The sequence below is a fragment of the Aliiglaciecola sp. genome, assembly GCF_039982535.1.
Lineage (GTDB): Bacteria > Pseudomonadota > Gammaproteobacteria > Enterobacterales > Alteromonadaceae > Aliiglaciecola.
Map to the genome: position 1 here is coordinate 96,082 of NZ_JBDWYG010000075.1, position 14,632 is coordinate 110,713.

11 protein-coding genes are annotated in these 14,632 nt (G+C 42.9%); 8 read left to right on the top strand and 3 right to left on the bottom strand.

Annotation, left to right across the window (positions count from 1 at the left end; all coding sequences use genetic code 11):
- Window positions 1-93 precede the first annotated feature (93 nt).
- Window positions 94-1,716, top strand: coding sequence for an L-lactate permease (locus ABJV04_RS20155; protein WP_348493409.1), 1,623 nt, complete (start codon window positions 94-96; stop codon window positions 1,714-1,716).
- Between the two features lie 34 nt (window positions 1,717-1,750).
- On the opposite strand, the gene ABJV04_RS20160 is transcribed toward ABJV04_RS20155, so the two are convergent.
- Window positions 1,751-4,792, bottom strand: coding sequence for an efflux RND transporter permease subunit (locus tag ABJV04_RS20160; protein WP_348493410.1), 3,042 nt, complete (start codon window positions 4,790-4,792; stop codon window positions 1,751-1,753).
- A gap of 1 nt (window position 4,793) precedes the next feature.
- Window positions 4,794-5,870 (bottom strand): efflux RND transporter periplasmic adaptor subunit, encoded by a 1,077-nt coding sequence (locus tag ABJV04_RS20165; protein ID WP_348493412.1) that lies wholly within the window; start codon window positions 5,868-5,870, stop codon window positions 4,794-4,796.
- A 156-nt stretch (window positions 5,871-6,026) separates the two neighbouring features.
- Between ABJV04_RS20165 and ABJV04_RS20170 the strand changes: the two genes are divergently transcribed.
- The 3 genes from ABJV04_RS20170 to ABJV04_RS20180 all read left to right on the top strand — a co-directional run bounded on the left by ABJV04_RS20170 (window position 6,027) and on the right by ABJV04_RS20180 (window position 9,746).
- Entirely contained in the window at window positions 6,027-6,647 is a 621-nt protein-coding gene (locus ABJV04_RS20170; protein WP_348493414.1) for a TetR/AcrR family transcriptional regulator, read from the top strand.
- A gap of 11 nt (window positions 6,648-6,658) precedes the next feature.
- A complete protein-coding gene (locus ABJV04_RS20175; protein WP_348493416.1) occupies window positions 6,659-7,690 on the top strand; it encodes a 3',5'-cyclic-nucleotide phosphodiesterase in 1,032 nt (343 codons plus the stop codon).
- 136 nt (window positions 7,691-7,826) lie between these two features.
- On the top strand, window positions 7,827-9,746 hold the full coding sequence (locus ABJV04_RS20180) for a PHB depolymerase family esterase (protein ID WP_348493417.1): 1,920 nt from the start codon (window positions 7,827-7,829) through the stop codon (window positions 9,744-9,746).
- Window positions 9,747-9,813: 67 nt separating this feature from the next.
- Here ABJV04_RS20180 and ABJV04_RS20185 read toward each other — a convergent pair whose 3' ends face one another.
- A complete protein-coding gene (locus ABJV04_RS20185) occupies window positions 9,814-10,818 on the bottom strand; it encodes an alpha/beta hydrolase (protein ID WP_348493419.1) in 1,005 nt (334 codons plus the stop codon).
- Window positions 10,819-11,060: 242 nt separating this feature from the next.
- On the opposite strand from ABJV04_RS20185, the gene ABJV04_RS20190 reads away from it, so the two are divergent.
- The 4 genes from ABJV04_RS20190 (at window position 11,061) to leuD (ending at window position 14,555) form a co-directional block, all read left to right on the top strand.
- A complete protein-coding gene (locus tag ABJV04_RS20190; protein WP_348493421.1) occupies window positions 11,061-11,948 on the top strand; it encodes a hypothetical protein in 888 nt (295 codons plus the stop codon).
- 287 nt (window positions 11,949-12,235) lie between these two features.
- A complete protein-coding gene (locus tag ABJV04_RS20195; RefSeq protein WP_348493423.1) occupies window positions 12,236-12,370 on the top strand; it encodes a hypothetical protein in 135 nt (44 codons plus the stop codon).
- Window positions 12,371-12,486: 116 nt separating this feature from the next.
- Window positions 12,487-13,914, top strand: a complete 1,428-nt coding sequence (gene leuC / locus ABJV04_RS20200; protein WP_348493425.1) for a 3-isopropylmalate dehydratase large subunit — start codon at window positions 12,487-12,489, stop codon at window positions 13,912-13,914.
- The gene (gene leuD / locus ABJV04_RS20205; protein WP_348493427.1) at window positions 13,914-14,555 is read left to right on the top strand and encodes a 3-isopropylmalate dehydratase small subunit; all 642 of its coding nucleotides are present in this window, start codon (window positions 13,914-13,916) and stop codon (window positions 14,553-14,555) included. The genes leuC and leuD overlap by 1 nt, the downstream gene beginning before the upstream one ends.
- The last annotated feature ends 77 nt before the right edge of the window (window positions 14,556-14,632 follow it).

A 14,632-nucleotide genomic window follows, 5' to 3' on the forward strand; every position in this document is an offset into this window, starting at 1 on the left:
TTTCAAACTTTTTATCATGCTTGCATAGTAAATAAGACAAAATTGACTCACTATTGAATTTGAACAGTAAAGGTAAAACAGATTGAATTTGAAATGACATTACTGCAAACCATTACATCCCTAATGCCAATCTTATCTGTGCTGGTATTTTTAGTTATTTTGCGTTGGCCAGCCATGCAGGCGATGGCCGTAAGTTTGGTGATCACCGCCAGTCTTGCAGCATTGATTTGGCAAGTTCCTTATGTACAGATTGTAGCTTCCATCTTTGAAGGCTGGATCATAGGGGCTACAATATTAATAATAATCTTTGGCGCAATTTTTTTACTTAATACCCTGACACAAAGCGGGGCAATTTCAGTAATTCGCCAAGGCTTTATTGGCATTACCCCCGACCGACGAATTCAACTGATTATTATATCTTGGTTGTTTGGTGGCTTTTTGGAAGGTGCGTCGGGCTTTGGCACACCTGCTGCTATTTGTGCCCCTCTACTCATGGCCCTTGGCTTTCATCCTCTGGCAGCTGTTGCACTGGCTCTGATTGCTGACTCTTCGGCGGTTTCTTTCGGCGCGGTTGGCACTCCTATCCTAGTTGGCATTAACGAAGGTTTGGGGCATATATCCAATGACCGACTACAGCAAATCGCATCCACAGCAATTAGTATTGATTTGTTTGTAGGGGTGTTTACCCCTCTGCTCATGGTGAGTATTTTAACCCGTTTCTGGGGCGAAAATCGCTCATTCAAAGAAGGTTTAGCCCTTTGGCCGTTTGCGATATTTTCTGGTCTCGTCTTCCTATTACCCGCTTGGTTGGTTGCCAATACCCTTGGCCCCGATTTCCCTTCAATACTAGGTGGACTCATTGGCTTGATGTTAGTTATTGGCGCAGTAAAGTTAAACTTTTTAGTGCCCAAAAAAGCATGGCTTTTTGCAGATGATAAAGATGCGACTTTGAAGGATGACTTAGGGATTTTGGTTGCTGGAAAGGCATCCAAAATGTCGATTTATATGGCGTGGATGCCCTATGTCATAGTGGCAAGTTTGCTGGTACTAACCCGATTAGACTCCTTACCTTTTAAGCTCCTGTTAACTGGCGTGAAAGTCGAATTTGAGAATATTTTAGGCACGTCAATTTCCCACGCCGCCAGCCCATTGTATTTGCCTGGATTTATATTTGTTGTAGTGTGTGTGATGACATTCTTTTTACACAAGATGTCTTTCGAGCAAATTAGCAATTCCGTGCGTTTATCCCTGAAATCCCTAGTGCCATCCCTATTAACCTTAGCCACAGCGGTGCCCTTAGTCAGAGTTTTTATCAATTCCGATGTTGCCAGTAGTTCGCTGACGAGTATGCCTAAGGAGTTGGCGATGATGATGTCCGAATTTTTTGGTCAGTCCTGGCCTATGGTCGCGTCCTTTGTTGGTGCTTTAGGTGCGTTTATTTCCGGATCCGCGACTTTTTCAAATATGATGTTTGCAGAACTACAACAGACAACTGCGTTAACCTTAGGAATCACGCCCAATGTGGTGTTGGCGTTACAAATGTTAGGCTCAAATGCTGGAAATATGATTTGTGTTGTAAACGTCGTTGCCGCGTGTTCAGTGGTGGGCTTGCAAGATCAAGAAGGGTCAGTGATAAGACTAACCCTACTACCAATGTTGCTATACTGTCTTCTAGCTGGCGTGGTGTCGCTTATTTGGATAAGTGTTGTTAGCTAACCCCAATGCAAAATTGAGGTTAGCTTAAAAACCACTAATCTTTTCTAAAGCTGATCCTAAAGAACACACTATACAGAACAGGTACGGCAATCAATGTCAGTACAGTAGCGAAAGCTAGCCCACCCATTATTGTCACCGCCATGTCGGCAAAAAACGCATCAAACAACAGCGGCGCCATACCCAAAATAGTGGTGATTGCAGCCAAAGACACAGGTCGAAGACGACTTAAGCTAGCATTGGTAATAGCAAGTTTCGGAGTTTGCCCTTCGGCTAAAAGTAAGTCGATTTCTTCTATCAGTACAATGGCGTTTTTAATCAACATACCAAACAGGCTCAAAAAGCCTAACAGCGACATAAAACCAAACGGCATATTGGTACTCAATAGCCCTGCGACCACCCCGACTACTGCCATAGGTACTACCATCCAAATAATCAGTGGTTGCTTGACCTTACCAAACAACAGTACCGAAATTAGAAACATCACCAAGAACCCTGCCGGTAAGCCTTTCCCTAGAGCCTCTTGAGCTTCATTTGCATTTTCATACTCGCCGCCCCATTCAATTTTATATCCGTCAGGTAAATCAATGGCTTCCACCTTAGGACGAATACGGGTGAAGGCTTCGCCCGCGGTCTCATTAAAACCAGGCTCGGCCTTAATGGTGATAGTTCTAATTCTATTTCGACGTTGAATTAACACATCTTCATTAACCAGCTCCAACTCTTTGGAGACTTGTCGAAACGGAACATAAACCCGTTGTTGCGAGCTCCATACTCGGTTGTTTTCAATGGCCTCAATAGGGGTTTGACCTGCGGCAGCCATTTTCGCTTTGATGGGATACGAATAGTCACCATCACGCACCACTCCTAGGGATAAACCATCGCTGGCATATTGAATGGCGTCGTTAAAATCAGAGCGAGATATGCCTGACATACCTGCGTTAAATTCATCGTAATGGGCATTCAGAGCCAGACCTTTTTCACGCCAATCGTGGCGAATATCACGAATACTGCCATCTTGATTGAAAACCTGCTGGGCTTTTTCAGCTAACTGGCGCAACACAAAAGGATCCGGGCCAGAGAAGCGCGCCTGCAATTTAGCTCCGCCACCTGGACCAAATTGCATTCGCTCCATATAAAAATCGGCATCAAGGTCAACATCTTTCAGTTTAGCCAAAATTGCAGGTGCCAGAGTCTCAATTTCGTCTCTATCGTGAACCCGTATAAACAACAAACCGTAACTCTCATTATTCGCTTCGGGTGCATAGGTAAGAGTGAACCTGTCGGCTCCGCGTCCTACAAAACTGGTAACGGATTCGACGCCATCAAAGGTTAAAATTCGTTTTTCAGCTTGTTCAATTTTCTCTTCGGTGTAGCGAATATCTTGATCCTGCGGTCCCCAGTAATGAACAAAGAAAATAGGCGCATTTGAAGATGGGAAGAAGCCTTGTTTCACATAACCAAAACCAGCGAATGCGACAACTGTTATCACCACTAACGAGGTTAGTGTTACCCACCTAAAGCGCAAGGCTTTATGCAAAACGCTTAAAAATACTTTTTGCACACCACTGATTCCCTGCTCTTCACCAATCACTTTTTCAGATTTGTAAACATAACCACCCAATACAGGTACGACGGTTACAGCTAACACCCAACTCAACATCAGGGAGACTAAAACAACGAAAAACAGTGAATATAAAAACTCACCAGTGGCATCATCTGATAAGCCTATGCCGGAAAAAGCCGCAATACCAATCACCGTCGCGCCAAGTAACGGCCATTGCGTACGTTTAACTACAAAACTGGCGGCATCAACAGGTTTAGTTCCGCCGCGAATTTTTAGCATCATACCCTCAGCAACCACGATGGCGTTGTCTACCAACATCCCCATTGCGATTACCATAGCGCCTAAGGAGATCCGTTGTAGCTGTATCCCCATTAACCACATGATCATCACAGTTCCCAGTACGGTAACTACCAAGACTGCGCCGACTATAATTGAAGAGCGCCAACCCATAAATAACCAGAGAGTCAGGGTTACTACCACAACAGACATAATCAGATTCATAATGAATCCGCCAACGGAGTCATCAACAATTTTAGCTTGATCATAGATTGGCGTGAGCTTCATCCCCAGAGGTAAATCATCGAGCAGACTGTCGACAGTCTGGCGGACGTGCTCCCCCACTTCGACGATATTCACGCCATCAATGGCAGATACCGCCAGAGTTATGGCTTCACTACCTTGGTAACGAATTAGCGACGATTGAATTTCCGCAGGTTCGAGTTCCAATCTGGCTATATCTTTTATTCGCACCGAACGGTTGGTTCCAGGTATGACTAAAGATAAATTACCGATCTCTTCCAATTGATTAGGCGACTCTTCTACTAGCAATCTAATTTTTTTGCCGTCTACTTGAATCCGACCACTATTAAAAGGATTTAAATTATCTTCGAATAAACCCACAATGTCAGGAAAGCTCATTCCTAAACCAGCAATTAGATAGGGATCGATATAAGCGACTACTTGTTCTTGCATCACGCCACTGACTTCGACTTTTGCCACCCCTTCAGTGGTTAATAATTGTCTGCGAATGATGCGTGCAAACTCACGCATTTCGTAAGGGGTAAAGTCGGGCGCAACCAACGCAAAATACAAACCGTAAACATCACCAAAATCATCATAGACCTGAGGCTCTTGGGCGCCCACAGGCAAAGAGCCGCTCATATCACCTAATCGCTTTCTTAATTCATCCCAAATCTGCGGCAACATATCACCATCGTAATGGGGCTGAACTTCAACGGTAATTTCAGATTGCCCAGGTGAAGAAATGGAAGTCAAACGATAAAGCTGCGACATTTGCTGAATAGCAATTTCAAGGGGCTCTGTTACTTGCTCTTCCACCTTCTTAGCACTAGCGCCAGGGAATGCCGTAATGACCTTTACTTGTTTAATAGTAAACGCAGGGTTTTCTAACCGACCAATTTCAGAAAGTGCAATAAGACCGCCGATGGAGAAAACCAAAATAAGCAACCAGATATTAACTGGCGTACGCATCGCATAACGCGCTATATCCATGTTATCTTTCTCCGTGATAAGGTTCGACTTTCATGCCCGCGTAAACTTGGGCAGCACCTGCAGAGATAACAAAATCTTGCTCACTTAACTGGGCGTCAACGACTACTGCAGAATCTACAATACTCAGCACCTTAACTTGTACTTTTTCAACAGATTGAGTATCGGCAAGATAACGCCAAACAAAAAAACCTTCAGCATCACTTCCCACCAATGCTCTAAAAGGAATTAATAAATTACCATTACTATTAGGAGTTTCGGCAGTGACATTCACCACTGCTCGTGCACCAGGTGTGACCTGCAACTCACTTTGCCCCTCTAAGGCAAACACCGCTTGATAGGTTTGAGTGACAGCATCTGGCTGGGTTGAGTGTTCAACGTAAACTAAGTCATACCATTTGTCGGGGTTACCCAGTATAGAAGCCTGAGCTTTGATGATTTTACGCCCTTGGTTGGCTGACAAAACTCGTTCTGGCACATTAATATTGAAGTAAATACGCGAAACATCTTGCAACTGAGCTAATGATTGTCCAGCGGTTACAAAACTGTTGTTGTCGATTAAACGCTTAGCAACTAATGCATCAAAGGGTGCGCGTAGCTTAGTGTATTCGAGGTCTTGCAGGGCGTTTGATAAGTCTATCTCAGCCAGCTCATATTCTGTTTTAGCATCATCTAAGTTACTTTGAGAGACTAAATTCTTATTAAACATAGACTCTATACGACTTAACTCTCGGTCAGCTTGTTGTAGTCGAGTTTGTTGTTCCTTTACTCTTCTTTCAAAGGGTTTTGGATCTAAACTCGCCAGCAAATGTCCTTTTTTAACTTTTTCCCCAGTCACAATATCCGTTTGGATTAAACGTCCTGTTACCTCAAAACTCAGATCGATAGTCTTCACTGCCGACACTACAGCAGGAAACGTCGATTGATTTTGAATAGACGCAGATATTACCGGTGTCAGTTTCACCACTCGCGCTTTTTCTGTTTGAGTTTGCGGTTGGCTTTCTTCGCCACAAGCACTGAGTAATAGCACTGAAGCTGATAGTAAAAGACTAGCAGGCAGTGCACGTAAAAATAATCTCATTACGGGAATTTCTCTCATTATTAAGCTGGATTGAACTATTGAAAAATACATAGTTAAAAAGTAAACTACTCGGTGTAGTTTACATTATCAAAAGGATGAAAGTAAACTGTGTTTAGTATCGAAATTTATATATTGTTCTAAAAGTTATAGAGAATTATGAAACCAGTAAAAAAAAGCCGCAGCGAAATAAAACGCGAAGCAATAGTAGAAGCAGCTAACGTCGCTTTTCAAGAGTTTGGCGTGCAAGGAACTAGCATGGATAGGTTAGCTGAGATTGCTGGTGTTTCAAAACGCACTGTTTATAATCATTTTGCCACCAAAGCAGAATTAGTAATGTACCTGTTGACCGATAATTGGGAAGCATCGCTGCTTAAAAGCACCGTGATATATCAGCCGAAACAACCCATTTATGAGCAATTTATTCGCTTAATAGAAGAACAAGTAGATTCCATGAGCGATGAGCAACACATAGAGTTAGTTCGCGTGGTTATCGGCAGTTTCTTCTATGAACAAGACACCCTGAGAAAAGAAATTGATCGCTTGATTACCATAGAAACTGCAGTTCATCGTTTTATAAAGGCTGCAGTAAAAGACAATACCTTAGAAATTAAGGACGTCAACTTTGCCATTGATCAGTTAAATGACCTAATCAAAGGCCGCTGTTTCTGGCCACTAGTGTTTAAATTGCAGGACCCCCTTAGCGAAGCTGAAAAAGATTTTGTGATCAAACAAACCGCCAATATTTTTCTAGATCACTATTTAACCCCAACAATATAAAGATAATAATAATGCCTAAACTTGCCCATCTAATTAAACAACTAACAGTGTTAACTTTGCTTTTCTCGGTTCACTGTTTTGCAAATCAACAAGACCTAGTAAACAAAGAGTCTAAAAACGCCTCATTTGAACTTATCGTGTTAGGTGATAGTGGCGGCATTGAAGATGGGAATTTAAGTGCGTTTTTATTACGTTCTCTCAAAAGTCACAATTATGTCGCCTTAGATGCAGGGACAATAGTGAATGGCATAAATCAAAGTGTGAAGAAAAATGCCTTTGCAGATTTGCCTATTCGTCCTAATCCAAACTGGTCAACTTCAGGAACTATTTTAAGAGACCATGTAAAAGGTTATTTAGTAAGCCATAGTCACCTTGATCATATTAATGGTCTGTTAGTCGCCTCTCCTGAAGATACAAATAAGAATATCTATGCTCTGGCATCAGTGAATAAGATGATTGGTGAGACCTACTTCAATGGCATAGCTTGGGCAAATTTCACAGACCGCGGTAGGCCGCCTACTCTAAACAAATATCACGTTGTTGATCTTCCCATCGGCGAGCCTATTAGCGTTACCGATACTCAGCTAACGGTGACAGCGTTTAGCCTCAGTCACCCCGTTGAGTCCAGTGCCTTTGTGCTTGAGAACGGCAGTGATATGTTTGTGTATTTCGGGGATACCGGTGCCGATATTGTCGAAAAACAAGGAAAACTTGAGGTTATTTGGCGCTACCTTGCAAAACAAATGCAACATAAACAGCTGCGTGGCATGGTAATCGAAGTATCCTTTGAAAATGAACGTCCACACAATCTGTTATTTGGTCACCTTACTCCAAAATTATTAATGCAAGAGCTACATAATTTTGCATCTAAAGTTGGCGGAAAAGCTCCACTGCAAGATCTCAAATTAGTGATTAGCCATATCAAATATACCCTAGCCAACAACCTCAACCCGCGGCTTAAGATAAAACAGCAACTGGATGAAGCCAACAATTTAGGTTTGCAGATTATCATTCCAGAACAAGGTCAAAAATTAGCATTTTAGGCTTTTGCGGAAAATCGTAATCGCTAAATTATTATTTATTTGAATTGATATTATAGCGCTGTACTAAAGTACTAAGGCGAAAAATTCAGCAACCACTAAGCTACGTTTACATTTTTTTAACAAAAAAGGTAAACCTATGTCTCGTCGAAATAGTCTAGTACTGAGCAGCTTATTGGGGCTGACATTAACCCTATCATCCGCAGTAAATGCCGGTAGTTGGCAAAATAATCAATCTGTTGGTGGTTTTAGCCAGGTACATATCTACACCCCAGATAGCGTCTCTGCAGTAGGTCAAGGACGGGCACTGTTGTTAGTGCTGCATGGTTGCACGCAATCCATAGATGCTTATTTAACGGCACAGTTAGAACAAGCAGCAGAAGCTTACGGAATAGTAGTTGCGGTGCCCAACGCCATGAATAAAGCGGGTTTTGGTTGCTGGTCTTATTGGCAAGGTACTAAATCCAGAACCGCTGGCGATTATCAAAACCTAATCAATTTAGCCACCGCCCTACGAAGTGACTCAAGTTATAACATTGATGATGATCAAGTGTATATTTCTGGCCTGTCTTCAGGTGCATCCTTTGCCAATACGACAGCCTGTTTAGCCCCAGATATATTTGCCGGTATGGGGATCAGTGCCGGTCCGAGTATAGGTACCAGTTCCAGCGGAGCACTAGGCAGTTGCGAATCGGCTAACGTTGCCAGTCGTTGCCAAACTTATGCGGGATCGTTTGCATCTCACTTCGATAGCCAAATCGCATCCATAGCCCACGGTGATGCAGATACCACTGTTGATAGCTGTTATAACCAACAAAATGCACAGGGAATGGCTGGGGTTTATGGGGTGTCACAACTTCCAGGCAGCCAACAAATTACCCTAGCCGGCAGAACCGCCGACGAAACCCTTTGGCAAGACAATCGAGTTTCCATGTTATGGCTAAATGGTGTTGACCACTCTTGGTCTGGCGGTCAAGGAGCTAGTGGTTCTTATATCAGTGGGGCAGGAATTAATTATGCCATGTATCTAGGGCAATTTTTTGCAGATAATAATCAACGGGTAAGCCGTAACCAAGCGCCTATCGTCGATACGCTCACAACACAGGAAAGCAACTCAAGCATTTTGATTAGTGGCAGCGCCAGTGATGCCGATGGACAAGTGGTACAGATTGATTTTTCCATAGAAGACTCGGTGGGTAATAGCTACTCACTGTCGACACAAACCCTATCAAATAATAGCTTTTCAGTAACAAGTGGCAATCTTGCCGATGAACTTTATAGCGTGTCTGCCGTTGCTATTGATGATCTAGGGGCACATTCCGAAACGATATCGAGCACGGTGAGAATTGGTCCGCCCCCACCAGCCACGGCTCCAAACTTAAGTGAAATCATCGCTACAGTAAATAATCAATGTGCCACAATCTCCGGTAAAGTGGTGGATGTTAATCAAGATCTAGATACTGTGGTTGTAAGCTTTTCAACCGCAAATGAAACCGCTGTAGTGCAAGGCAATACCTTTAGCGCCCAAGCATGTGGTCTAGCGGGAGGCCAACAAAGTGTAACTATTGTGGCCACCGATACAACTAACCTGCAATCTTCCGACACCATCACTTTCCTCATTGATGCCGGACAAACAGCCACCTTAGACGAACACATTAATGCAGGAAGATTGGATTATAGTAATTACGCAAATTGCTATTTAGAGTACAGCACTAATGCATTCAAGCTTAATGAACAAACCCTTTCGGGTGAACAATGTCAGTGGCAAGATGATGATGGGAGCTGTGTTGGCCCCACACAAGCATGCAGTGCGTCAAATGGCGGTGGTGATAATGGTGGCGGTGATAATGGCGGCGGAGACAACAGCCCTACTTGTGAGCAATTCAGCACTTATAATTATTACCATAAAACAGCCGGCCGAGCATATAGTTCGGGTAACCCCTATGCACCGAATTATTTTGCACAAGGTAGTGATGAGGCTATGTTAGGTTCAACTTGGGGAAATACCAGTTTGTATAGTACAGATTCTCAAAACTGGTTGGTTGGTACTTGTCCGTAGTGATTTTAAATGACAAATAGTCGGTGGGTATTTAGCTCACCGACTATTGATTGTTTTAAGACTACACCTATTTACAGGGGGTTTTATCTTTTAATTCCAGGAAAAAAGACTGGGCAACTTTGACCGTTTCCACTGGGCGTTCAATATTAATATAGTGTCCGCCACTTTCGAATGTAACCAGCTTGGTTAAACATGCATTGGGTAAGGCATCAATAAACGCATCTGCAGTTTTTGTATCTAAAGCTTTATTGGCAGTACCCCACATGATTAAACTTGGCGCTTTAACGTGGGAGAGCACTCTTTGTGGGTCTCCTTTTTCATAAAGCTTGAAAGTTGCAATAGAGGTTTTGTCACGTTCTTGAATATTCAAAAAATCTAGTTTGCGTTGCAAAAACTGCTCTGTAACTTTAGTTTGATCATTAATATAGCTGTCGTAAAAATCAACTAAATCATCTTTAATGACCACTGGTGAATACATAAACATACTGGTACGTTTACGTTTTTTCGCACCCTTTTTAGGGGCTTTTTTAACCGCATTAGCTGTTTGTATTCCCGCTGAATTAATCAACACCATGGAGGTCACTCTGTCAGTACGAGTAGCTGCATAGCGAAACACCACCATCCCGCCATAGGAGATCCCGACGATTCCAAATTTTTCAGCACCCACATGATCCATTAAACTGTCAATAAGAGTGTGAGTACGGTCAACGGAATAGTTGTTGTTAGCAATGTTGCCAGACATACCAAAACCAGGAATATCAAAACGCACAACTCGAAAACCTGATTTTACAAGTTCTTTGGTCCACACATCCCAATCAAACAAATCGCCTAAGGTTCCATGAACAAGTAAGATGACTGGACCCTCACCCTCATCTTTGTAATGAACATTAACACCATCTAAATCAACAAACTGAGATTGGCTATCAGCATAGCTACTTCTCATCTCTTGCATTGTGTGAGTACGAGTAGTTTCAACCTCAGGAGTTTCACTTTGGCTAAAAGCAGAAGGAATATTTATCACATATAGACCGATACTTATTATTACGATTAATAACCTGTTTCCAATTTCCATTTTCTCGTCCTTCTTGATGATTTTAATAACCTAACTTAACGGTAGAAATCCAAGGGCGCATTAACAAATGTCAATAATCAAAATTTTTTACCACTGATTTCCAGTAATTTGCGCACTAAATGAGTCCTGTTACCACTATCCAAGTGGGATTTTGATTGTTATCAAATTATTTTGATAACAATAGTGTTATACCTGTAACTACCGACCCAAATTTTTAATTTAAAACTTCAGGAGTAAAAACTTTGCTTTTTTCACCTAATTTACAACAGTTATTCCAGCGCTTTTTACTGAGTGTAGTTCTCGTTTTTTCAGTTTCGATTCAATGCTTTGCATTAGATTCAGAAACTGTAACACTGAGCCTTAAGGAGCGTGATGTTAAGGTTTGGAAATGGCAAGCTGAGGGTGAGGAAAAAGGCGTCATACTCTTTTCCCACGGTGCATTATCTGCTCCTTGGAAGTACGACCCGTTGATCCAGCCTTGGGTTGAACAGGGTTTTACTGTTTATGCACCCTTGCATATCGACTCAACTGATCATCCTGAAAAAGACAAATACACTGTCTCTATGTCGTGGCAAGCGAGATTAGAAGACATGCAGTTGTTAGCAGATACTTATGGTGGCGAACGTTATATTGCTGCAGGACATAGCTATGGTGCGCTAACGGCATTAGTAAAAGGTGGCGTAAAAGCAATTATTCCTAAAGGTATGACACCTTCCCAGGCAGATCCTCGTGTGGCTATGGTTTTAGCCTATTCCCCTCCTCCGGCAATGCCAGGTTTAATTGAAAAACAAGGGTTTGCTAGCTTGGCAGTGCCAGCATTAATACAAACGGGCACTAATGATATTCCCATGGGAGGAGCATCAGACTGGTCGGCTCATCTTGATGCCTATGAAATGGCACCAGCGACAAATGATCATTACGCCATTGTGCTTGATGATGTGGACCACTACTTTGGTGGTGCAATTTGTCGTCCCGAACTACCGGGGCCCAAACAGTTAGCCGAACTTAAACAAACTAGCGATATTTCTGCTCTTATGATTAATGGTTATTTTTTCGCTAAAGATGACGCCATTGACCAGCTTACTTCCTTACTCTCCCCTGAAGGGCCAACAGCCCTTAGTCGAAAGTAACGAGGAAAGAAAATAACAACCCAATAAAAGCCTGATTTTAGTCGACAAATCAGGCTTTTATTTTTGCATAACTAACAAATCAAAAAATTGCTAGTCCAAATTTTTACTTCCAACATTCTCTGCCTAACTCTAGCTGCCATTCATGTCCCCCAATGCCCTTCTGCAACCACTCATAGGGGGCATGACCTGCGCTTATGTGCCATTAAAGTGTTCCAACATTGATATTTGTCATTGCGTGAAAAAGCCCGATCGCTACTCTGGTTTGCAAATCTAAGAGGGTAGAGGCTATGAGTTATCGTTTAGGCGGCTGGGGAGACCCATATGCCCGTGATCCACAAAAGATACTTGATGATGACGCAACTACAATACTCAGAGATAAACTTCGTGAACAACGTGGCGAAATCCCACTTTTCAACAAGTGAGAAATTAAACTAGAAAACAATGGAATTCAGATAATGCCGTCGGCCTTAGGCTGACGGTGCATTTCAGGCAAATAGCGGAATGACTACCCGTAAACGAAATTTGGAGAACAAATTAGATGGTTACGCAAAATAACCCTAAAACCCTTTACGACAAACTCTGGGAACGCCGTTGTATCAGCACATCGGAAGATGGCATGTCGTTAATCTATATCGACAGACACATTGTACATGAAGTCTCATCAGCACAAGCTTTTGAAGGCCTACGTGCAGCCAATCGACAACCTTGGCGTCGTGATTCAGTCATCGCCACCCCAGACCATAACGTCCCCACCACCGACCGCGAAGCGGGGATTGAAGGCATTGCCGATGATATTTCGCGAATTCAAGTGAAAACCCTGGATGACAACTGCCAAGACTTTAATATTCGTCAGTTTGATCTTAAGGATAAACGTCAGGGAATAGTACACGTAATCTCACCAGAACAAGGCCTTACCCTACCAGGCATGACCATTGTTTGTGGCGATTCTCACACAGCCACCCATGGAGCATTTGCGGCATTGGGCGTGGGCATAGGTACATCAGAAGTTGAACACGTATTGGCCACGCAATGTTTACAGCAACGTAAAGCAAAAAACATGTTGGTGGAAGTAAACGGTGAATTACACCCAGGGGTAACAGCCAAAGATGTCGTGCTATATGTGATAGGTAAAATTGGCACCGCGGCAGGTACTGGCTGCACCATCGAATTTGCCGGTTCAACCATTCGCGGTTTGAGTATGGAAGGCCGCATGACGGTTTGCAATATGGCCATTGAAGCTGGCGCGCGAGCCGGACTCGTTGCCTATGACCAAGTGACTGAAGATTATATTAAAGGTCGCCCTTTTGCGCCTAAAAATGAACTTTGGGAAGAAGCCACTGCAATGTGGCAAGACCTACACAGTGATGCTGGTGCGAATTTTGATATTGAATTCCATTTTAAAGCTGAAGAGATCAAACCCCAAGTAAGTTGGGGTACATCGCCGGAAATGGTGATGTCGGTGGATCAACTTATCCCTAACCCAGAATTATACGAGCAAAAAGCAGAAGACTATCAAAAAGCCCTTAATTATATGGGGTTAACTGCCGGACAGCCGATCACCGATGTGACTCTAGATCGTGTGTTCATTGGCTCTTGTACCAACTCGCGCATCGAAGATATTCGTGCCGTTGCACACGTTGTGGAAGGGAAAACAGTGGCTAAAACCATTAAACAAGCATTGGTGGTACCTGGCTCTGGTTTAGTTAAACAACAAGCTGAAGATGAAGGTTTAGATAAAGTCATTTTAGCTGCGGGCTTCGAGTGGCGTGAACCTGGCTGCTCCATGTGCTTAGCAATGAACGCCGACCGTTTAATGTCAGGTGAACATTGTGCGTCAACATCGAATCGTAACTTTGAAAGCCGCCAAGGTAGTGGAGGTCGTACCCATCTAGTCAGTCCATCGATGGCCGCAGCCGCAGCCATTGCCGGTCACTTTGTTGATATCACTCAAGATGGAGTTCAATAATGAAAAAATTCTTATCTCACACAGGAACAGTTTTACCGTTTGACCGCAGTAATGTTGATACTGATGCAATCCTGCCAAAACAATATTTGAAGTCCATTAGTAAGTTCGGTTTTGGCGATTGGTTATTTGATGACTTACGTTATTTAGATCCGGGTGATGTTAGAACGGATTGTAAAACCCGCAGAGTGAATCCTGACTTTGTTTTGAATAAACCACAATATCAAAACGCCAACATTTTGCTTGCCCGTGAAAACTTTGGCTGTGGTTCAAGTAGAGAACACGCAGTATGGGCATTAAGTGGTTACGGTATTAAGGCTGTTATCGCCCCTAGTTTTGCAGATATTTTCTATAACAACTGTTTCAAAAATGGTGTGTTACCTGTTGCATTGCCTGCAGATGTGGTGGATAGCTTATTCACGTTAACGGCTCAACAAGACACCATCGAGCTAACTGTTGACTTAGAAAATTGTACGGTCAGTTATGCTAATGAACAAAGTTGGTCATTCACAGTAGATGAATCTAGACGACAAAACTTGTTACAAGGCCATGATGAGATTTCCATCACCTTATTGCAACAAGACGCTATTCAAGGTTTTGAAAATAACTTAAGAGCCTCAGAGAAATGGTTGTTCAGCAACTAACTCTTGGCTAATCCTCCTAGCCTCGCTAAATGGGGCTAGGGCAATAAAAAACCGGATATTGAGTGTTCAATATCCGG